Source organism: Mycobacterium sp. OAE908 (assembly GCF_017872775.1).
Taxonomy (GTDB): Bacteria; Actinomycetota; Actinomycetes; order Mycobacteriales; family Mycobacteriaceae; genus Mycobacterium.
The window spans coordinates 4677796-4697274 of record NZ_JAGGJL010000001.1; the positions used below are offsets into that span (position 1 = coordinate 4677796).

A 19479-nucleotide genomic window follows, 5' to 3' on the forward strand; every position below is an offset into this window, starting at 1 on the left:
GCTGTGCGCTACATCACACTACGTCTGCGCGGGCTGCACGTGGTCGGCCACCTTGTCAGTGCTCAGACACAGCGAGCAGACGTGCGCATCGTGCGTCTCGCACCGCATCATGTCGGGGCGCTCGTAGTCGTGATGGCACACGTGGCATTTCAGGTGCTCGCCCGACGGGTTGCCGTGTTCGTCGTACATCGGCAGATCGATGCCGTCGTCCGTGCGGCGCAAGTAGTACTTGCCCTTGGTGGCGATGGCGAGGATCGGTGGCAACACCAGCGCAAGGCCGATCGCCACCAGCGGTGAGTACGGGCGGATCGCCTCGCCGAGGCCGCCGAAGAACGCGATGACCGACAGGCCCGCGGCCAGCAGCATCGAGCCGAAGCCGACCGGGTTGAACGCATACAGCATGCCGCGGCGGAACTCCGGCTTCATCGGGGAGAGCTTCAACAAGTACTTGTTGAACACGATGTCTGAGGCGACCACCACCACCCAGGCCATCCCGCAGTTGGCGTAGAAACCGAGGATGGTGTTCAGGAAGCTGAACATGTTGGCTTCCATCAGGATCAGCGCGATCAACAGGTTGACGCCGAGGAACACGATGCGTCCCGGGTAGTGCTTCGTGATGCGCGTGAAGGAGTTGGTCCACGCCAGCGAGCCGGAGTAGGCGTTGGTGACGTTGATTTTGATCTGGCTGATGACGACGAGGACGACGGCCAACGTCATCGCGAGCCAGCCGGGCAGGAAGTTGCGGTAGATCTCCAGGAACTGGTGCACCGGCTGGTTGGCGATGCCTGCGCTGTTGGCCACGTTGGCGATCAGGTACACCGCGAGGAACAGACCGACGATCTGCTTGATGGCGCCGAAGAACACCCAGCCGGGCCCGGCCAGGATCAGCCACGTCCACCAGCTGCGCTTGTTCTCCGGGGTTTGCGGCGGCATGAAGCGCAGATAGTCGTTCTGTTCGGCGATCTGGGCGATCAGCGACAAGCAGACACCCGCGGCCAGCAGGGTCGAGCCCAGATCGAAGCCGCCCTTACCGTTCTCACCCTGGTAGGCGAAGAACTGGCTGACCGAATCGGGATGACTGATCACCAGATACACGAACGGCGCGACCATCAGCACCAGCCACAGGGGAGTGGTCCAGACCTGAAGTGTGGACAGCACTTTCATGCCGTAGATCACGAGCGGAAAGATGATCAGCGTCGAGGCGGCATAGCCGAGCCATAACGGGACATGCAGCCCGAGGTTGAGTCCCTGCGCCATGATCGAGCCCTCGAGCGCAAAGAAGATGAAGGTGAATGTCGCGAAGATGACGTTGGTGACCACCGAGCCGTAGTAGCCGAATCCGCTACCGCGAGTGACGAGGTCGAGGTCGATGTTGTAGCGCGCGGAGTAGTAGGCGACCGGGAAGCCGGTCAAGAAGATGACGACGGCGAAGATCAGGATGCCCCAGAGTGCGTTGGTGGTGCCGTACGAGATGCCGACGTTGGCGCCGATTGCGAAGTCGGCGAGATATGCGATGCCGCCCAGCGCGGATATGCCGACGACACGTGTTGACCATTTCCGGTAGCTGCGCGGTGCGAATCGCAGCGTGTAGTCCTCCAAGGTTTCCTTGGTGGCTGTCATTGTGTCGAGGTCGGTCTCGACGATCTCGTTCAGCGGCTCTTTGCTGAGCTCTTGTGTCATGCCGCGAAATTAAGACCGACTTGTTTCGTATCGATTTCAAGCACGTTCCCTGCGTGAACAGATTTGGCCAGGGTGTGCGGACATGTACCGGTTGTAACGATCCGGTACCGTGCCGCGATGTGACGGACATGCGAAAAGTGACAACAGTTGGGGCTGCGCTGGTGGTGGCAGCTGCCGGAATTGCAGTGAGTCATGGCGTGGCGAGCGCTGAGCCGGCTGGTCACCAGGTGCGGTACACGCTCACGACGGGCGGCCCCGCTGATTTCGACCTCTTCTATCTGGTCAACCAGCCGCCGAACAAGCAGGCCTACAACGCCGATGCGTACGCATTCGTGAAGCGAGAGACCATCAACGTCGGGCCGGACGCGCCGTGGGTGTTCGAGACCACGCTTGCCGATCCGCAGTGGGCGATCTTCACCGTCAGCAGCACCACGCACGGCGGGCAGGCCGCACCGAATCCGCATTGCGAAATCGCCGTGGACGGTCAGGTGGTCGTGCAGCAGGACGCTCCATACAACCTGCAGTGCCAGCTCTCGCAGTGGTGATTGCTCTTCGCGCAAGCGCTCATCGCCGGTGATTAGGGCCTAACTACTGGCGCGCACCGCGCGCACAAATGACGCGACGGCGGCCCCGATTTCATCGGGGCTGTCTTCCTGAAGGAAGTGCGAACCGGGCACCGTGACCTCGGTCTGGTTCGGCCAGGTGCGGACGAAGTCGCGGACACGTCCCTGGATGATCGATCCCGGGTCCCCGTTCACGAAGAGTTTGGGCACCTCGCTCTGCGACAGCCACTTGCCATACTCCTCGACGGTGGCGACCACGTCGGCCGGTTCACCCTCGATAGGGATGTTGCGTGGCCACGACAATGTCGGCCGCCGATCTTCGCCCGGGTTGCGGAACGGTGCGCGGTAGTGGTCCATCTCTTCTTCGCTGAGTTGACGAAGGATCGAGCCGGGCAGTACCCGCTCGACGAAGACATTCTTGTCGAGCACCATCGCTTCGCCCTCTGGCGAGCGGAATCCCTGAAAGACGCGACGGCCGGCGTCGGGCCAATCGTCCCAATTGACCGGCATTGCAATCGCTTCCATGTAGGCGATTCCGGCCACCCGGTCACGGTGTTGGTTCGCCCAGTCGAAGCCCAGCGCTGAACCCCAGTCGTGCAGAACAAGTATCACCCGATCGCCCAGGTCGAGTTCATCCCAAAGCGCGAAAAGAAAATCGCGCTGCTCGGCGTAGTGGTAGCGGTCCGCGCCCGAATCGTCGAGCTTGTCGGAGGCACCCATGCCGATCAGGTCGCAGGCGATCAGTCGACCCAGCCCCTCCAGATGCGGCATGACGTTTCGCCACAGATACGACGACGTCGGATTGCCGTGCTGGAACACGATCGCATCGCCTTGGCCCTCGTCGATGTACGCCATCCGCTTGCTGTTGATCTGCTTGTACTGCAGCTGGCCGTAAGGCTTGGCTCCCGGCATTGCGTCCTCCTCAATTCGGTTGGTTATCAGCGAGTTTCGCGGCGGCTTCGCGGGCCACACGCAAGATGCGGGCCGAGAACTTCGGGTCGGCGACGGCACGGGACAGCGCCATCCCACCGACGCAGACCGTCATCAGCGCGATCGCGTCGTCCAGGTGCTGATTGTCGCCGTCACAGATCGCGGCCAACGACCCCCGCAGTTCGCGTTCGTAACGTGTCCGGAACTCGTCGGACGCACGGGCGGCGTCGGAGCTCAGGGTTGCGAAACCGCAACTGGTGGAAAGATTGTCGCGGTGAGCGGTGGTGAGGTAGCGCCTGGCCAGGCTGGTCAGCCTGTCCCGCCACGATTCGCCGGATCTGGGCTTGATCCAGTGTGGCCGGCCCGTGGTGATCGCCCGCGCGAACGCGGCATTCGCCAGGTCCTCCTTGCTGGAGAAGTGTGAGTAGAACGCCCCGTGCGTCAGGCCGGCGTCCCGCATCACCGGAACGATCGCCGCGCCGTCGAGTCCGTCTTCGCGAATGCGGCGCGCGGCGGCGTCCAGGATCTTGTCCAGCGATTCCTGCTTGGCCTCTGCGCGTGCACCGCCGACTCTTCGCATGATGGGCATCATGCTAGTCGCATGACACGCATCATGCGAGTGCTTTTGTGTCCTCCTGTAGCGGCGTGTCCCAGTCGATGGTGTAGCGCTGTTCGGCGGCCATGGTTTTCTCCACGTTCGTCGCCGAGAACATGATCGGCAGCAGCAGCCGCATCATTCGCTGCGCGATCGGGCCAGGCGCCTTCGCGTGGCTGATGCGGGCTCCGCGCGCGGCGATCTTCTCCACTCGTGGCCTGCGCAACCGCTCGTATGTCGCGAATGCCGACGAGACATCGGGTACATCGCGCAGACAACGCGCCAGCTGAATGGCGCTCTCCATTGCAAGCGACGCGCCTTGGCCGGTGCTGTTGGACGGGGCGTGCACGGCGTCGCCGACGAGCACCATCCGGCCACGGTGCCAGTGCGGGACGGGCGGCATGATGTGCAGGCCGCCAACGGCTTGCAGTGTCTGGCTGGTTGTCTCGGCGGCCAGCCGTGCGCCCGGGATGTCGTTCGCGTAGGCGTTGCGCAGCGTCGTCAACCACTCTTCGGCGGCAACGGCGCGGGCCTTCTTCAGGGTCATGTGTTGGGATGACGGCAGATTCGCGCCCCAGCCGATGCGGCCGTCGGGCCGCTTCCAGTACAGGTAGTACGCGCGCCGCCCGAACGCGAATGTCATGGTGCCGGGCTCCAACTGCGCAGTGTCGGATGCGTCCTCGACAAGGCCCTCGAAGCCCAGCAGTCCGAGATAACGCGCGCCGGGCGCCGCGGGGTCGATGAGCCTGCGCACTGTGGACTGCACCCCGTCGGCGCCGATCAGCACGTCGGCGCTCGCGTTGGTGCCGTCGGCGAAATGAGCGGTGACACCGTCGCGTCGTTCGTCGACGTGAATCAGCTTCTTGGCGTCGTGGATTCGCACACCGGCTCGCTCTGCTCGGCTCCGGAGTATCCGGTGCAGCGCGCCGCGGTCGATGAGTTGGCGTGGCCCGAGCCCTTGAGGTGTCGGCATCTCGCGGCCCGGCCTGTTGGCGATCGACATGATTGAGCGCGTGATCGGCGTGGCGGCGGCACGGACGTCGTCATCGGCGCCGACGATCCGCAGTGCGGCCATACCGTTGGGTTCGAGTGCAAGCGATCCACCGATCCCGTTGGCCGAGGCCGCATCTGCTGGCCGCGCGTCGTACACGGTGGCGTCGATGCCTGCCATGGCGAACGCGGTCGCTGCGACCGGCCCGGCGATTCCGCCGCCGATCACGAGTGCGGTACGTGTTGCGGTCATGATTCCTCCTGTGCGGGATCGGTGAATTCGGCAGGCAGTTGGCCGGTCTCATGGAATTGGCGCCACGCGTCGAGATGCGGGAAGGTGCCCGCCGTCAATTCGTCGAGCAGCGACCTCGTCCAGTCGGCCTCTGCGCGCGTCATAGCGATGCGGTATTCGTCCTCGATCAGGAACAGCCGCGGCACCTGTGACGCCTGCTGCAGTCCTGCGCTCAGTGCTTCGACGGATGCGGACAGCCGATCGAGCCGTGTCTGCAGTAGGTCGATGACGTCCTGCGGTGCCAGCACCGCGAGCACGGACAGCCCGGCGGTGAATCGCGTGTGTTCGGCCTCGGGTTCGGCGATCAGTTCGCGCGTCCAGGCGACGAGTTCGTCACGGCCGGCGTCGGTGATTTGGTACACCGTGCGCTCGGGGCGGGCCCCTTGGCGGGTGACGCCGATTGCTTCGACGTAGCCGCTGCGCTCCAGATTCTGCACGACGGTGTAGAGCGATCCCCATTTGATGCCCATGTCGCGTTCCTTGCCGCGCGCCCGCATCACCGACGCCATCTCGTAGCGGTGCATGGGCCGCTCCACGACCGTGGCCAGCACCGCAAGCGCCATCAGGTTCGCGACCTTGCGCTTTTCGGCCATCTCACGCCTCCGTCCGATTACTCGTGGCCGAATATACGGCTACGAGTAATCGCGACACAAGCCGGTAATTACCTTGACATCAGATCGAACAAGAGTTCGAATGGTGGGGTGCGGTGGGATCGACAGGGCGTCAGCGTCGATGACGGCGCCCTGCCTGGGCTGCAACGCATCGGTTTCGTCCGTAGCGTCCGCAGTCCTCAGTTCGAGGGCATGACGTTCCATGAGATTCTCTGCAAGAGCGCATTGAACAAGGTGCCGGCCGCGTCGATGCTGCCGTTCCGGTTCACGGTCAACGGCTACCGCGGCTGTTCACATGCGTGCCGCTACTGTTTCGCCCGGCCCACCCATGAGTACCTCGATTTCGACTGCGGCACCGACTTCGACTCGCAGGTGGTCGTCAAGACCAACGTCGCCGAGGTGTTGCGCCGCGAGTTGAATCGACCGTCGTGGCAGCGGGAGACCGTCGCGCTCGGCACTAACACCGATCCGTATCAACGGGCCGAGGGCCGCTACGCGTTGATGCCGGGAATCATTGGCGCGCTTGCTGATTCCGGCACACCGTTTTCCATCCTGACCAAGGGCACGCTGCTGCGCCGCGATCTACCGTTGATCGTCGAGGCCGCGCGCAGCGTGGATGTCAGCGTCGCGGTCTCGCTGGCGGTCGGCGATCCGGAACTGCACAAGGACGTCGAACCGGGAACGCCGTCGCCGCAGGCGAGGTTGGGATTGATCTCAGCAATTCGTGAGGCGGGCCTTGGCTGTCACGTCATGGTGGCGCCGGTGCTGCCGCGGTTGACCGACTCCGTCGAGCATCTCGATGCGCTGCTGGCTCAGATCGCCGCGGCCGGCGCGACGGGTGTGACGGTGTTCGGCCTGCACCTACGCGGCTCGACTCGCGGATGGTTCATGGCATGGTTGGCCCGGTCGCACCCGGAGTTGGTGGGGGAGTATCGCGAGTTGTACAGGCGCGGAGCGTATCTGCCCTCGGACTACAAGAAGATGCTGCACGACCGCGTGACACCGTTGGTGGCCAAGTACGGTCTTGCGCCCGACCGGCGGTCGTTTCGAGCGGCAGAGGCCCCGGCGGTTGCCCCCGCCGAGGTCCTGCAGCCCACGTTGTTTTGATTCGCGGCTCGGTTCGCGGTGTTCTAGCCCTTGTTGAAGCCGAGATCTACGAATCGTGGCACCGACTGGCCGCGGCGCGCCGCCTCCGCGTCCAGTCGCTTGCTCAGCCGACGGCCCGCCGACAGCATGTAGATGGCCCTGTAAATCGGGTTCTTGGGCACGATGAAGTCGTTGAGCGTCCGCTGCACCTCGAAATCGACTGTGCCCTCGGGATTCCCATGCGAGCGACCGACGAGTGTGATGTTCTCCTGACTGTCGAACACCTCGCCGTGGCTGTGGAACGTCAGGGCGGCAGGACCGCCGACCACATCGACGCCCGCCGGTGGCCGCACGCGGAACCCCGTCGACGTCTGTTCGGCATCGCGCACCCGCAACGGCAACGGCCACCCGTCCGGCGTCACGGTCGTCAGGACTGGCATGCCGAGCCGGTCCAACGCGCCGCGGGTCCGTGACTTCCAGTCAACCGGAGCGGTCGTCTTCCACGACCCGGCCCCACGACCGGCGGGCGCGGGATCAGACGGCGGCACCGGAGGCGCCGCATCCGGCATCCAGATCTGCGGCGTGGCGTCGAGATCACCACTGGGCCACCACAATACGCGCACCGGCGTGACCTCGATCCAGATCCGCGCCCAGTAGAACGCCATGCCACGCAACATGGCCGTCGGGATGCTCGCATACGTTTGCGGCAGCCGCTCTTGTGAAACCTTCAAATAGCGTGCGGCGTTGGCTTGCAGATCGGCGTCGCGCACCGTCGCCAAGCCCTGGACGACGAATGTCGCCGGCTGTTCGAGTCCGGAGCCGCGCGGCTGCGAGAACGACAGCGTCACCTTCGGGTTGCGACGAGCGCGCTCGGCCTTCAGCGGATACGTCAGGCCAGTCGAGATGTCGATGGTGTGCTCGCCGAGGTACGGGGTCACCGGCCACGTCACCGGAGAACCGGCGCGATTAAGCGACGCGTACTCGGTTGTGACGAATGCGCCGGCTTGGTCGCGGATGATGGACCAATCCAGATCAGCCTGAATGGGGACAGCGGTCACGGCAGCCTCCGGGGTGTAGTTTGGATAGAGCAAGCTATATTGATTAGAGCGGACTATAAAGAAAGGCGGTGCGAGGTGTCAAGGGACAGCGACTCGCGTCGCAAATACGACAGCACGCGACGGCAGGCTGACGCCGAAGCGCGGCACCAGCGCATCCTCGAAGAGGCGATCGCGCTGTTTCTCGAAGTCGGCTTCGGCTCTACATCGATCGGTCAGATCGCCACTGCCGCAGGCGTTTCAGCGCAAACCATCTACGCCACGTTCGGATCCAAAGCGGGTGTGCTGTCCCGTGCCTACGACTATCTGCTGACGGGTGATTTCGAAGCTGTCCCTATCCGGCAGCGCATGCCCGGATTCGACGGCGTGCATCCGAGGCAGTATTGCGCCGTGTTCTCCGAACATGCGGCCATGGTTCGCGGGATCAACGACCGCGTCGCTGCGCTGCTGCGGGTGGTGGAGCAGTCTGCGTCGGTAGATCCAGCGCTCGGTGAACTGCGCGCAGACCTGATTTCCCGACTGCGGTCGGACTGCCGTGCATGGGTCAACCAACTCGACCCGGACGCGCTTGCGTCGGGGGTGACGCGCGCCGAGGCCGCCGACGTGATGGGTTTGATCATCTCGCCGACAACGTATTCGATCCTGACGGCCGACCTCGGTTGGTCGGTCGATCGCTATCAGCGGTGGCTCGCGACGACTTTGCCCACGTTGCTGCTCAAGCCGGAACTTCTATCCAATCAATCGCCGAAACTGCGGTGAGATCGCGATTTTCGCCGAAACCGCGATCTGTGCGCAGTTTCACGAAGGGCCTCAGCTCTTGTTGCGCTTGACCTGATTGAACGGCACACCGCGGTCGGCGGCGTACTCACGCGGGAAGCCGAGCACGCGTTCGCCGATGATGTTCTTTGCGATCTCAGTGGTGCCGCCGCCCAGCGCCGCAGCCTGCCGCGACAGGTAGCGCTCGCCAAAGCGCAGCGAGTCATCGCCGCCGTCGACCACTGCCGACGTGCCCGTGATCGCCAGCACCGTGTCGAACTCGAGATGGTGAGTTTCGGCGTGCGTTACCCGGATGATCGAGCCCGCGGCCGGAGGCAGTGAGCCGTCGAGGACGCCGTGGTAGACGTGGTCGATCAGCTGCTCACGCACCGCTCGATGCACCAACGCCCTGCCAGCCATCTCGCGCACGCGTTCGTTGTCGGCCTGCCCCGTCTTCTCCAGCAGCTCGACGTAGTCGATGGGCATGTCGGTCTTGCCTTCGGCGCCAATGCCACTGGCGAATTCCGAGCCGCCGCCAACCGCGCGGCGCTCATGGTAGAGCTGCCGGGAGGCGACGTGCCAGCCCTCGTTGACCTCGCCGACGACGGCGTCGTCGCCGAGTTCGAGGTTGTCGAAGAACTCCTCGCAGAACTCGACCGATCCATTGACCTGCTTGATGCGTCGAAGCGTGATGCCTGGGCTGTTGATCGGCACCAGGAACATGGTCAGGCCTTCATGCTTGGGCACCTCCCAGTTGGTGCGCGCCAGCATCAAACCGTAGTCGGCCGCGAACGCGCTGGTGCTCCATGTCTTGGCGCCGTTGATCACCCACTTGTCGCCGACGCGGTCGGCGCGGGTGATGACACCGGCCAGATCGGACCCACCGCTGGGTTCGGACAGCAGCTGCACCAGTACTTCGTCACCGCGAAGCACACCGGAAATGTGTTGGCGCTTCTGTTCTTCCGATCCGGTGTCCAGGATCGTCGCCGCACAGATCGTGAAGGTCGGCGTGTTGAGGATGACCGGCATTTCGTAATTGCGTGATTCGGTGTCGAACGCCTTCTGATAGGCGATCGGCAGCCCCAGGCCGCCGTACTCCCGCGGGAAGCAGATGCCGGCGAATCCGCCGTCCCACAGCATCTTCTGCAACTCGCGGGCGCGCAACCACGGTGCCTCTTCGCCACGGTCGGCTTCAGGCGGATTATCCCGATCGATGCGCGGCATGTTCGCCGCCAGCCACGCCCGTGCGCGAGCGGCAAATTCGTCGACCGACTCGGTCGCGACCGGCGCTGCTGTCGTCTCCGTCATGAGGCAGCCTTCGTCAGTGCATAGACGCGCAGGTTGTGGTCTTCGGGCGTGCCGAACATCGACCGGTACAACGTGACTCGGCGCAGGTACAGGTGCAGGTCGTGTTCCCACGTCACGCCGATGCCGCCGTGTAGCTGGATGCAGTCCTGCAGCATGCCCGGGGCATGTTCGCCCACATAGGATTTCGCGACGCTGACGGCCATCTCCGCGTCAGGCGACCGCGAAGCCACCGCGGCGACCGCTGCCTTCGTCGTTGCGCGGCATGCCTCGAACCAGATCTTGAGGTCGGCGTACTTGTGTTTGAGCGCCTGGTAAGAGCCGATGGGTCGGCCGAACGAATGCCGGTCGAATCCCCACTGGATGGTGAAGGCCAGCACCGTGTCAAGGATGCCGACCACTTCGGCGCACTGCAGCATCTGGGCGATCTGGCTCTGTCGCGCGATCAGATCGGGCGTCTGCTCAGCCGATCCCACGGCAGCGGACTCGTCGACCTCGACACCGTCGAAATGCACATGCGCGTAACTCTTCACAAGGTCGATTGACTGCTGCGCCTCGACGCGTACGCCGGGCGCGTCCGTCGGCACCAGGAACTGGCGTGGTGCACCGTCACATTGCGCGACCACCAACAGCACCGCGCTCTCTGCACCCGCCTCGACGCGGTCCTTCGCTCCATCGATCCGGTAGCCCGTCGGTGTGCGGGTGGCGGTCACCGTCGCGCCCAGAGGCGACCAGGGCCTGCTCGGCTCGTAAACCGCCCACGACCCGACGATCTCACCCGAGAGCAGGGATTCGATTGTCGCTTCGTGGTTTTCGGGCGCCTCGACCAGACCGGCCAACACCGTGCTGACCGGATGCAGCGGCCCAGGTGCGACGGTCCTGCCCGCGAGTTCGGCGACCAGCGCCAGATCGGCGACACCGTCACCGGATACGCTGCCGCCGCCTAGCTCGTCTGGCACAAGCAGGCTCGTCCAGCCCAACTCGGCGGCTCGCCGCCACCAGTCGGCCTCAAAGGACGCGCCGGCGGCGTGGAGTTCCCGCAGTCGGCTCAGCGACGCTTCCTTTTCCAGAAACGACTGGGTCGTCGAGGCGAAGAGCAGCTGTTCTGGATTTGTCTCGTCGGTCATGTAGTCCGTTCAGGCGGGTATGACGAGGGGTGGCACGTCGGGGTTGTGGACGATCTGGTTGGGCACCTTGAAGAGATCGATCATGTTGCCGCCCATGACCTTTCGTTGCCCCTCGTCATCAAGTCCCTGCAAGTCGTCGATCAGGTGGGTCGGCTCGGCCAACCCTTCCGGATGCGGCCAGTCCGATCCGAAGATCACCCGGTCGACGCCACACAGGTCGGCCATCTGCGCGAAATCGTCCTCCCAGAACGGCGCGACGTAGACGCCGCGCTTGAACGCCTCGATCGGATTCTCCGGGAACGCCTGCGGCATCTTCTTGTACGTGTTCTCGAACTGCTTGAACAGGTACGGCACCCAGTCAGCACCGTTCTCGATGGACAGGATGCGAAGGTCGGGGTTGCGGGTCAGCGCGCCGTGGCACACCAGCGCGGCCATCGAATCCTCGATGGGGCGCTTGCCCATTGACACCATGCGGAACGCCGTCGGCTTGAAGGGCAGGAACTCGTCGGCAGGCTCCCAGTCGTTGAGGTACTCCGCATAGCCGGAATCCGACGCGTGCATCGAAACCGGGATGCCCGCCTTGACGCAGGCGTCCCAGAACGGGTCGAACTCCTCGGTGCCGAAGGACCGGGTGCCGCGCAGGCCGGGCACCGGGGCGGGGCGCACGAGGACGGTCTTGGCGCCGCGCTCCAGACACCACTGCAGTTCCTCGAGCGCCCGGTCGACGATCCCGAGGTTGATGACGGGCGTGGAGAAGATGCGGCCTTCGTAGTCGAACTGCCACGTTTCGTACATCCACTCGTTGAGCGCGTGGATGACGTCGGCGATGAGCGCGGGATCGTCTTTCATGCGCTCCTCGACCAGGCTGGCCAGCGTCGGGAACATCAGTGAGTAGTCCAGTCCGAGGCCGTCCATGACCTCCATCCGCGCGGCCGGATCGCGGAACGCGGGGATGGCCTTCATCGGCTTGCCCATCACCTCGCGGAAGCTCTTGCCGCCGCTGCCGTGGCGGAAGTAGTCCTCCTGCGCGCCGGGCCGTGCGACGACCTCGAAGGTGGGATTGGGGATGTAGTCGCTGACTTGGTTGCGCACCATGATCTTGGTGCGGCCCCGGACCTCGATGTAGTCGATGACGTGCTTGCGGTGCTCCGGCAGGAACTTGGTCAGCGCTTCCTTGGGCTCATAGAAGTGGTTGTCGGCGTCGAACACCGGATAGGGAAGCTTGCGGGTCATATTCGCCTCCTGGAAGTCTCATTGGCGGTAACTGGTAATGACATTACCACGTCTCGACCAGCGAAAACACCACCCCGGGAGAAACGGTTTGCGGTCGGTGCGGCGCAGGTCAGGCGACGTTGCCCGGCCGCGCGAGGGCGGCGAGGCAGAACTCGTAGATGTGTCCGGCGTCGATAGGGGCGCCGTTCAGTTCGGCGCCCAGGACCTGCAGTCGCATGGCGCCCAGCGCCGTTTGCATGATCAGCGCCGCGGTGGCGTCGACGGCGATGCCCGTGCGAAATGTGCCCTCGTCGATGCCGCGGTTGATGATGTCCTTGATCAGCTCGTGCAGCGGAGACAGCACCCTGGCGTACTCGCGGGGCAGCGTCTCGGCGAGGTGGTCGTTGTAGTTGGTCAGGCCGCGGTTCACCCTGTCCTGGGTGCTGGATTCGGCGGGTGTGCAGATGCGGTCGATCAGGATCCGCAGCGCTGCGGCGCTCTCGACGCCGGTGGTGTCCTCGCGCCACTTCTTCGTCGACTCCGACATGATCTTGTCGACCAGCGCGAGCAGCAACTCATCCTTGGTGGTGAAGTGCTGGTAGAAGGACCGCAGCGAGGTCTTGGACCGCTCGACGACCTCGAGCACCGTGAAGTCGGTGCGGCCTGTCTCACCCAGGATCGCCAGCGCCGACTTCATGAAGCGCCTCTCGCGCGGTTCGGTGTCGACGCCCGCGGCATCCGGCGGCCCGCTGGACTTCGTCATGGTAATGACGTTACCGCTTTTGCAGAAGCTCGGTTACTGTTCCGTCCCATGACGACAGACTCAGCGCAGACGTGGACCGTTGCCGGTCTGCTCGATTTGTTCGACGTCCGCCAGGACGGGGAGAACCGCTTCATCGCAGAGACGGGTCCCGCCGGCGAGGACGAGCGCCAGGTGGTGGAGGGCACGCAGGTGCTGGCCCAGGCGATTGTCGCTGTGGCCAAACGGTTCCCGGAGAAATCGGTGCGCTCGGTGTCCGCGGTGTTCGCGCGCGCCGTGATGGTCGGCGCGGGGCCGGTCGAGCTGGAGCTAGACGTCGTGAGCGAGGGCCGGTCCACGGCGACCGCGATCGTCGCCGCCAAGCAGAACGGCAAGCGCTGCATCACCGCGACGGTGCTCACGGACGTGCCGACCGCTGACGTGATCCGGCACCATCTGCCACGCCCTGACGTCGTCGGACCCGACGATGCCAATGTCGCAGAAATGCCGATGGACGGACGGCAGCTGCGTTTGGTCGACGTCGTCGACGTGAACAGCCCCGACGAGGTGGGTCCCCCGGAGCTGTATGCCTGGCTGCATTACGACCCGATCCCCGCCCGCGACGATCTCGCCAAGGCGCTGATCGCGTATTTCACTGGGCACCTTGGTATTTCGACGACTATGCGCGCGCATGAGGGCATCGGCACCGCGCAGGCGCACCTGACGGTGTCGACGGCACCGATGACGATCACGGTGAGCTTTCACGAGCCGTTCCGATGGGAGGGCTGGCTCCTCTACACGCATGAGAGCACCCAGGTCGGCGCAGGCATGTCGTATGTGCGCGGCGCCGTGCACACCGAGGAGGGCGAGCTGATCGCATCGTTCGCGCAGGACGCGTTGATCCGGCCGCTGCGCACGACCGACACCGCCATCAAGGAGCAGTCGCGGCTCTAGATCTTCAAATATCCCTTGTCAGCGGGGATTTGGGCCGCGGTCACCAATGACGACGCGTCGCTGGCGAGCCACACCACGATGTCGGAGATCAGGTCCGGGGCGGCCAGCGATTCGGTGGGCAGCGCGCCGGGCGAGTAGCTGTGGATGTAGTTGGGGTGGTCGGCGAAGATCTGCCACATCGCGGTGTCGTTGCCCATCGGAGTGTCGGTGCCGTACGGGTGCACCGAGTTGACTCGAATACCGAATTCACCGAGTTCGACCGCCAACGAGTTCGTCAGCCCGACGACGCCGAACTTGCTGGCGCAGTAATGGCCGCAACCGGGAACGGCCTTGATGCCTGCCGCCGAACTGATCGCGATGATCGAGCCGCCGTTGCCCGCCTCGATCATCGGCGGCACCGCGGCCTTGATGGTGTTCCACACGCCGGTGAGGTTGATGTCGAGGACTTCCTGCCACTGCTGCGCCGAAATCTCCCACAGCCGACCCCAATTCATCACGCCGGCATTCGCGACCACGATGTCGAGGCGACCGTACTGTTCCAGCGCGCCGGCGACCACGCGCTGCTGTCCTGCGGCGTCCCGGACGTCGACCTCGTCGGCGACGATCTTGCGACCCTCGCCCTCGACCAGGCTCACCGTCTCCGCGAGGTCCTCCGGCGTCGCAGGCGGATATCCGTTGTGTTCGGCGACCGGCGCGCACGCGTCGATCGCGACGATGTCGGCGCCTGCCCGCGCCAGCCGGATGCAATGCGAACGCCCTTGTCCGCGTGCGGCTCCTGTCACGTAGGCGACCTTGCCGGCCAGCGGTTTGTCTTCAGCCATGGTCGACATCGTGCGCGTGGTGCATGACGTCGTGCAAGTGGTAGACCGCGATTGTCGCGATGGTGAATTCGCTGCCGTTGCTGCGCAGGCCGCGCCGCGACCACCCGTCGTCGGGCACATGGGCGTAGGTGTCGGCGACGACGCTTGCGGCATCGAACAGTTCGGTGGCCACGGTGGCGGGGTGCTGGGACGCGTAGTCGTCGGCGATCGCGGTTTCGTCCTGGTCCCAGTTCGGAAACTGCGGGTCGTCCTCGGTGAGCATCAACTGCACTCGGTGGTTGAAGATCCTGTGGACGTCGCGGACATGGCAACCGTATTCCAGCGTGGACCACACCGTGGGCTGCCGGCGTTGTGCGGCGTCGGGTTCGGCAAGGCGACGCATCCACTCGGTCGCGTCGCCGCGGATCCGATCGGCGACCGTGCTGTAGGGCACGGATGTCGCATCGAATCCGCACTCCGGGCAGGGCCGCGACAGCACCCAGGTCCAGTCCTTGGTGTCGGGCTCGATTGGCTCAGGTGTCACGCCACCAGTGTGGCAGCCTCTTCACGAATCCGGTCGGCGGAATCGGGTCACCGTGGCCGACGGAACGCTAAATGTTCCAGCGGGTGCGACGAATGCCGATCAGCTAGCGGCGAAATCGGCGAGCAGCGCCGACCGAAGCACGTCCAACGGCAGCCCGCCGAGATCGAGCGCGCTGCCGTGGAACTCCTTCAATGACAACCCTCGACCGAGCATCTCGTCGCGAAGCTGCTGCCAGATCCGCTGGCCGATCGCGTACGACGGCGCCTGGCCGGGCCAGCCCAGGTAGCGGTCCAACTCGAAGCGCAGATGCTCCTCCGTCATCGCGCTGTGCGACTGCAGGAACACCCAGGCCCGTTCCGCGTCCCATCGGCCGCCGTCGGGCGCGGTCAGTCCGCAGTGCACGCCGATGTCGATCACCACGCGCGCAGCCCGGAAGCGTTGCGCGTCAAGCATTCCCATCCGGTTGCCGGCATCGTCGAGCCAGCCGAGGTCGGCCATCAGACGCTCGGCGTACAGCGCCCACCCCTCGCCGTGCCCCGACACCCAGCAGCCCATCCGCCGCCACCGGTTCAATCGGTCCGACGAAACGACTGCGCGCCCAACCTGCAGGTGGTGGCCCGGCACCCCCTCATGGAACACCGTGGTCGTTTCCTGCCAGGTGCGAAAGGTGTTGACGCCGGGCGGGACGGACCACCACATCCGGCCAGGGCGACTCAGGTCTTCCGATGGGCCCGTGTAGTAAATGCCACCCGTATGCGTCGGCGCGATCCGGCACTCCAGCCTGCGCAGCGCGGGTGCGATGTCGAAGTGCGTATCCGCCAATGAGTCGACGGCGCGATCGGACAGGTTTTGCATCCATGCCTGTAGCGCGTCGGTGCCATGCACCAGATACCGCGGTTCGTCGTCCAGTCGCCGGATCGCCTCGCTGACCGAAGCTCCGGGATAGAGCCGGTTTGCAATCGACTCCTGCTCGGCGACAATGCTTTCCAACCGTTCGAGACCCCATTGGTAGGTCTCGTCGAGGTCGACGGCAGTGCCGAGGAATTCGCGCGACAGCAGCCGGTATGCATCGCGGCCGAAGGCGTCGTCCTGCCGGGCGTGTGGCGCGATCTCGTCGCGCAATGCCGCGGCAAGCGTGGCGTAGGCTTCGGCGGCCGCCGCAGCATATTGCTGCAAGTCCGCGTGCAGCACGTCGTTTCCAGGCGCGGCGTCGGACACCATCGCCACGAACAGTTGCTGAATCTGTGCCGACTGTTGGACGCCGCGCGCCACCTGACGGGCCGCTGGTGCATGTCCGGCCGCCGCGGACGCCCGCAGCGCCTCGGTGTAGCCGCGGACACGCTCGGGCACCCTTGACATCCGCTTGCCGATCAGCGCCCAGTCCTCGTCGGTGTCGGTCGCCATCAAGTCGAACACGTCACGCATGGACTGCAGCGGCGACGCGATCACGTTCAGATCGCCGACATCCAGGCCGGCGTCGTGCAATTCGATCTGCAGGCCGAGCCGTTCACGCATCGCCGCGACCGTCACATGGTCGACCTCGTCGACCGGGGTCGTGCTCTCCAGCTCACGCAGTGCCGAACGGGCGGCGTCGACGCGGGCCGCCACGCCGTCGGGGGAGTAGTCGGTGACGTCGTCGTCGTGGCCGAGGATGCCCATTTCCGTTGCCGCGCATGGGTCCAGCGCGGCGAACGTCTCGAGGTAGCGTTCGGCGACGGCGTCGACGGCCGTTGGTGGCCTAACCAAGGTTGTCGGTTGCGAAGGTGTCGCACTTGTTGGGATCGCCGGTCTGGTAACCGACCGTGAACCACTTCTGCCGCTCCGCTGACGACCCGTGGGTCCATTGCTCGGGGTTGATGCGGCCCGTCGCCTGCTTCTGAATGCGGTCGTCGCCGACGGAGGAAGCCGCTGACAACGCATCGGCAATGTCCTTGTCGCTCAATGGCTCCAGGAACGGCACACCGGTGCTTTCCTGTTTGGTGATTGCCGCGTAATGCGCCCATACGCCGGCGTAGCAGTCGGCCTGCAGTTCGGTCCGCACGCCGCCACCCTCCGCGCCGGTGGGGTCCTGCTGCGCTCGGCCGAGGACGCCTTTGAGGTCCTGCACATGGTGGCCGTATTCGTGGGCAACGACATATTCCTGCGCCAACGGTCCACCGCTGGAACCGAATTCGTTGACGAGCACCTCGAAGAAGTCCGTGTCGAAGTAGGCGGTCTTATCGACAGGGCAGTAGAACGGGCCGACCGACGTGTCGGCGGGTCCGCAGCCGGTCTGCACCGAACCGTGAAACAGCATGGTGTGCGGGGGCGTATATCCACGCATCAGCTGCTGCCACACTCCGTCCACCGAGTTCGTCGTCGCAACCACCCGACATTCGACGTACTTGTTGGCATCCGCACCGGTTTTGCAGTGGCTCAGGTCGTAACCGGGCGCCTGCACGCCGCCCGCGTCGATCTCTTGTTGCTGGGGCATCACCGAGCTCGGATCGACACCGAGGAACAGCGCGACAACGACGATCAACAAGCCACCGAGTCCGCCACCGATCGCGATTCCGCGACCAGGCCCAGGCCCACCTCCGGTGGAGATGTTGCTGGTGTCGATCTGCATACCCTCGTTGAAGGTCATTGCCCCGCTCCGTCGCTCGCCACACCCGTTCAGACCCCGGCGTGTCCAGCTTTGCACACTACGATTTAGGGGTGGCAGTCCTTCTGGGACATTCGACCATCGCGCACACTGCACTGGGAGATCTTCGCGGCACCACCGACGGTGGTGTCGAGGTCTGGCGCGGCGTGCCGTACGCCGAGCAGCCAATCGGTGAACGCCGGTTCCTGGCACCCGGTGCGCTGGGCCCGTGGACCGGCGTGCGCGACGCGTTCGAACATGGACCGCTCCCGCCGCAGAGCAAGTCGTTCGTCGGCGGCGGTCGCGACGACCCGAAGGTGCGCGACGAAGCGTGTCTGACCCTGACGGTGTGGTCGCCCGATACCACCGCTTCCCTGCCCGTGATGGTGTGGATTCCCGGTGGCGCATTCGTCTACGGGGCCGGTCAGTTTCAGCTCTACAACGGCTCGCGGCTGGCCGCCAATGGAAATGTGGTGGTGGTAAACGTCACCTACCGGATCGGCGTGTTCGGCGGTTTCGAGCTGAGCGATCTGGGCGACGGATTCGACGACAACCTCGCCCTGCGCGATCAGATCGCCGCGTTGCGATGGATCAAGGACAACATCGCCGCATTCGGCGGTGATCCCGATCGGGTGACCGTGTTCGGCGAATCGGCAGGCGCAACGTCGGTGCTGGCGTTATTGGCCAGTCCCGCCGCCGACGGCCTGTTCCGCCGCGCGATCGCGCAGAGCCCGGCGCTGCCGCTGATCGCCGACCGCGAACTGCGGGCCAGGCAGGCTCACGACTTCCTGAAGCGGCTAGGTGTCAGTGCCGACGAGGTGAAGGGGCTTCCGCAGCGCCAACTGCGCCGTGCCGCGGGCATGCTGCAGCTCAAGAGCGCCGCGAGGACCCCGACGCTTGCCTATGGCCTGACCTACGGCGTCGACCTGCTGCCGCGCCATCCTGTCGAAGCCGCCCGCGCGGGCGCACTAGCGCGGGTGCCGTTGATCATCGGCACCAACAGCCACGAGGCGTCGATGTTCGCCTGGACCAAGCCGCCGATGCTGCCGACGACCGTCGCGTCGATCGACTCGTACCTCAACCGTGTCGCTCCCGACGCCAAGCAACAGGTGTTGGCCGCGTATCCCGACTACCCGCGGAGACGCGCGCTCGTCGCGTTCGGGTCGGACGTCATGTTCGGTCGTGGCGCGTGGGCATTCGCCGACGCTTACAGTGCGCACGCGCCGACGCACATGTACCGATTCGACCATTTCGGTTGGAGCCTGCGGCTTCTCGGCCTCGGCGCCACGCACGGCAGCGAGATCGTGCACATCCAGCACAGCTATGCCTCGTTCATCGGACGCAAGCTGCATCCGCTCGGGCGTCGGCTGCAACCGCCCGTCGGCAGGCGCATGCAGCGTGCGTGGCTGGACTTCGCGGCGCAGGGGTGGGAGACCGGCCAGATCGTTTGGTCCAACGGACACGACTGGCCGATGTACGACACCGACCGTCGCTGCACCCGGGTGATTTTGTCGGCGCACGACATGGTCGTGGAAGATCCGGACGCGGACCGTCGCAAGGCCTGGGCGGGCCTGCACTAGCTTCCGCCGAAACTGTATTCCAGCAGGGTCGTTCTCG

At 65.1% G+C, this 19479-nt stretch carries 19 protein-coding genes; 5 read left to right on the top strand and 14 right to left on the bottom strand.

The annotated features are described in order from the left end of the window. Nucleotides 1–18: 18 nt before the first annotated feature. On the bottom strand, nucleotides 19–1680 hold the full coding sequence (locus J3E61_RS23130; RefSeq protein ID WP_210085125.1) for a hypothetical protein: 1662 nt from the start codon (nucleotides 1678–1680) through the stop codon (nucleotides 19–21). A 128-nt stretch (nucleotides 1681–1808) separates the two neighbouring features. Here J3E61_RS23130 and J3E61_RS23135 point away from each other — a divergent pair, with 128 nt between their 5' ends. After that, the gene (locus J3E61_RS23135; RefSeq protein ID WP_210085669.1) at nucleotides 1809–2225 is read left to right on the top strand and encodes a hypothetical protein; all 417 of its coding nucleotides are present in this window, start codon (nucleotides 1809–1811) and stop codon (nucleotides 2223–2225) included. A gap of 39 nt (nucleotides 2226–2264) precedes the next feature. Here J3E61_RS23135 and J3E61_RS23140 read toward each other — a convergent pair whose 3' ends face one another. From J3E61_RS23140 to J3E61_RS23155, 4 genes are read right to left on the bottom strand one after another with little or no spacing between them, the layout of a single operon-like run. Then, nucleotides 2265–3155: a haloalkane dehalogenase gene (locus J3E61_RS23140; RefSeq protein ID WP_192720767.1), complete on the bottom strand. Its 891-nt coding sequence runs from the start codon at nucleotides 3153–3155 to the stop codon at nucleotides 2265–2267. Nucleotides 3156–3165: 10 nt separating this feature from the next. Further along, entirely contained in the window at nucleotides 3166–3753 is a 588-nt protein-coding gene (locus J3E61_RS23145; RefSeq protein WP_192720766.1) for a TetR family transcriptional regulator, read from the bottom strand. A 31-nt stretch (nucleotides 3754–3784) separates the two neighbouring features. Continuing rightward, entirely contained in the window at nucleotides 3785–5011 is a 1227-nt protein-coding gene (locus J3E61_RS23150) for an FAD-dependent monooxygenase (RefSeq protein WP_210085126.1), read from the bottom strand. Further along, on the bottom strand, nucleotides 5008–5643 hold the full coding sequence (locus tag J3E61_RS23155) for a helix-turn-helix transcriptional regulator (RefSeq protein WP_192720764.1): 636 nt from the start codon (nucleotides 5641–5643) through the stop codon (nucleotides 5008–5010). Before J3E61_RS23155 ends, J3E61_RS23150 begins: the two co-directional genes overlap by 4 nt. A gap of 108 nt (nucleotides 5644–5751) precedes the next feature. Between J3E61_RS23155 and J3E61_RS23160 the strand changes: the two genes are divergently transcribed. After that, nucleotides 5752–6768 carry an Rv2578c family radical SAM protein gene (locus tag J3E61_RS23160; protein WP_210085127.1) on the top strand — a complete coding sequence of 339 codons (1017 nt, stop codon included), beginning with the start codon at nucleotides 5752–5754 and terminating at the stop codon, nucleotides 6766–6768. A gap of 23 nt (nucleotides 6769–6791) precedes the next feature. Here J3E61_RS23160 and J3E61_RS23165 read toward each other — a convergent pair whose 3' ends face one another. Beyond that, nucleotides 6792–7805 (bottom strand): hypothetical protein, encoded by a 1014-nt coding sequence (locus J3E61_RS23165; protein ID WP_210085128.1) that lies wholly within the window; start codon nucleotides 7803–7805, stop codon nucleotides 6792–6794. Nucleotides 7806–7880: 75 nt separating this feature from the next. Here J3E61_RS23165 and J3E61_RS23170 point away from each other — a divergent pair, with 75 nt between their 5' ends. Beyond that, the gene (locus tag J3E61_RS23170; RefSeq protein WP_192720761.1) at nucleotides 7881–8561 is read left to right on the top strand and encodes a TetR family transcriptional regulator; all 681 of its coding nucleotides are present in this window, start codon (nucleotides 7881–7883) and stop codon (nucleotides 8559–8561) included. 51 nt (nucleotides 8562–8612) lie between these two features. On the opposite strand, the gene J3E61_RS23175 is transcribed toward J3E61_RS23170, so the two are convergent. The 4 genes from J3E61_RS23175 to J3E61_RS23190 form a co-directional block, all read right to left on the bottom strand. Continuing rightward, nucleotides 8613–9866 carry an acyl-CoA dehydrogenase family protein gene (locus tag J3E61_RS23175; protein ID WP_210085129.1) on the bottom strand — a complete coding sequence of 418 codons (1254 nt, stop codon included), beginning with the start codon at nucleotides 9864–9866 and terminating at the stop codon, nucleotides 8613–8615. Next, nucleotides 9863–10990, bottom strand: coding sequence for an acyl-CoA/acyl-ACP dehydrogenase (locus tag J3E61_RS23180; RefSeq protein ID WP_210085130.1), 1128 nt, complete (start codon nucleotides 10988–10990; stop codon nucleotides 9863–9865). Before J3E61_RS23180 ends, J3E61_RS23175 begins: the two co-directional genes overlap by 4 nt. 9 nt (nucleotides 10991–10999) lie before the next feature. Beyond that, nucleotides 11000–12223, bottom strand: coding sequence for an amidohydrolase family protein (locus tag J3E61_RS23185; RefSeq protein ID WP_192720758.1), 1224 nt, complete (start codon nucleotides 12221–12223; stop codon nucleotides 11000–11002). 109 nt (nucleotides 12224–12332) lie between these two features. Further along, nucleotides 12333–12965, bottom strand: coding sequence for a TetR/AcrR family transcriptional regulator (locus J3E61_RS23190; protein WP_210085131.1), 633 nt, complete (start codon nucleotides 12963–12965; stop codon nucleotides 12333–12335). 48 nt (nucleotides 12966–13013) lie between these two features. On the opposite strand from J3E61_RS23190, the gene J3E61_RS23195 reads away from it, so the two are divergent. Continuing rightward, nucleotides 13014–13895: a thioesterase family protein gene (locus tag J3E61_RS23195; protein ID WP_192720756.1), complete on the top strand. Its 882-nt coding sequence runs from the start codon at nucleotides 13014–13016 to the stop codon at nucleotides 13893–13895. Here J3E61_RS23195 and J3E61_RS23200 read toward each other — a convergent pair. The 4 genes from J3E61_RS23200 to J3E61_RS23215 all read right to left on the bottom strand — a co-directional run bounded on the left by J3E61_RS23200 (nucleotide 13892) and on the right by J3E61_RS23215 (nucleotide 17865). Further along, nucleotides 13892–14716 carry a mycofactocin-coupled SDR family oxidoreductase gene (locus J3E61_RS23200; protein WP_192720755.1) on the bottom strand — a complete coding sequence of 275 codons (825 nt, stop codon included), beginning with the start codon at nucleotides 14714–14716 and terminating at the stop codon, nucleotides 13892–13894. The two genes, J3E61_RS23195 and J3E61_RS23200, sit on opposite strands and share 4 nt — an antisense overlap. Beyond that, complete coding sequence (locus J3E61_RS23205; RefSeq protein ID WP_210085132.1) at nucleotides 14709–15239, bottom strand: DinB family protein; 531 nt, start codon at nucleotides 15237–15239, stop codon at nucleotides 14709–14711. The genes J3E61_RS23200 and J3E61_RS23205 overlap by 8 nt, the downstream gene beginning before the upstream one ends. 99 nt (nucleotides 15240–15338) lie before the next feature. After that, nucleotides 15339–16985, bottom strand: coding sequence for a DUF885 domain-containing protein (locus J3E61_RS23210; RefSeq protein WP_210085133.1), 1647 nt, complete (start codon nucleotides 16983–16985; stop codon nucleotides 15339–15341). Then, nucleotides 16978–17865 (bottom strand): neutral zinc metallopeptidase, encoded by an 888-nt coding sequence (locus J3E61_RS23215; protein ID WP_210085134.1) that lies wholly within the window; start codon nucleotides 17863–17865, stop codon nucleotides 16978–16980. The genes J3E61_RS23210 and J3E61_RS23215 overlap by 8 nt, the downstream gene beginning before the upstream one ends. Before the next feature lie 71 nt (nucleotides 17866–17936). On the opposite strand from J3E61_RS23215, the gene J3E61_RS23220 reads away from it, so the two are divergent. Then, complete coding sequence (locus tag J3E61_RS23220) at nucleotides 17937–19442, top strand: carboxylesterase/lipase family protein (RefSeq protein ID WP_210085135.1); 1506 nt, start codon at nucleotides 17937–17939, stop codon at nucleotides 19440–19442. Nucleotides 19443–19479: the final 37 nt, after the last annotated feature.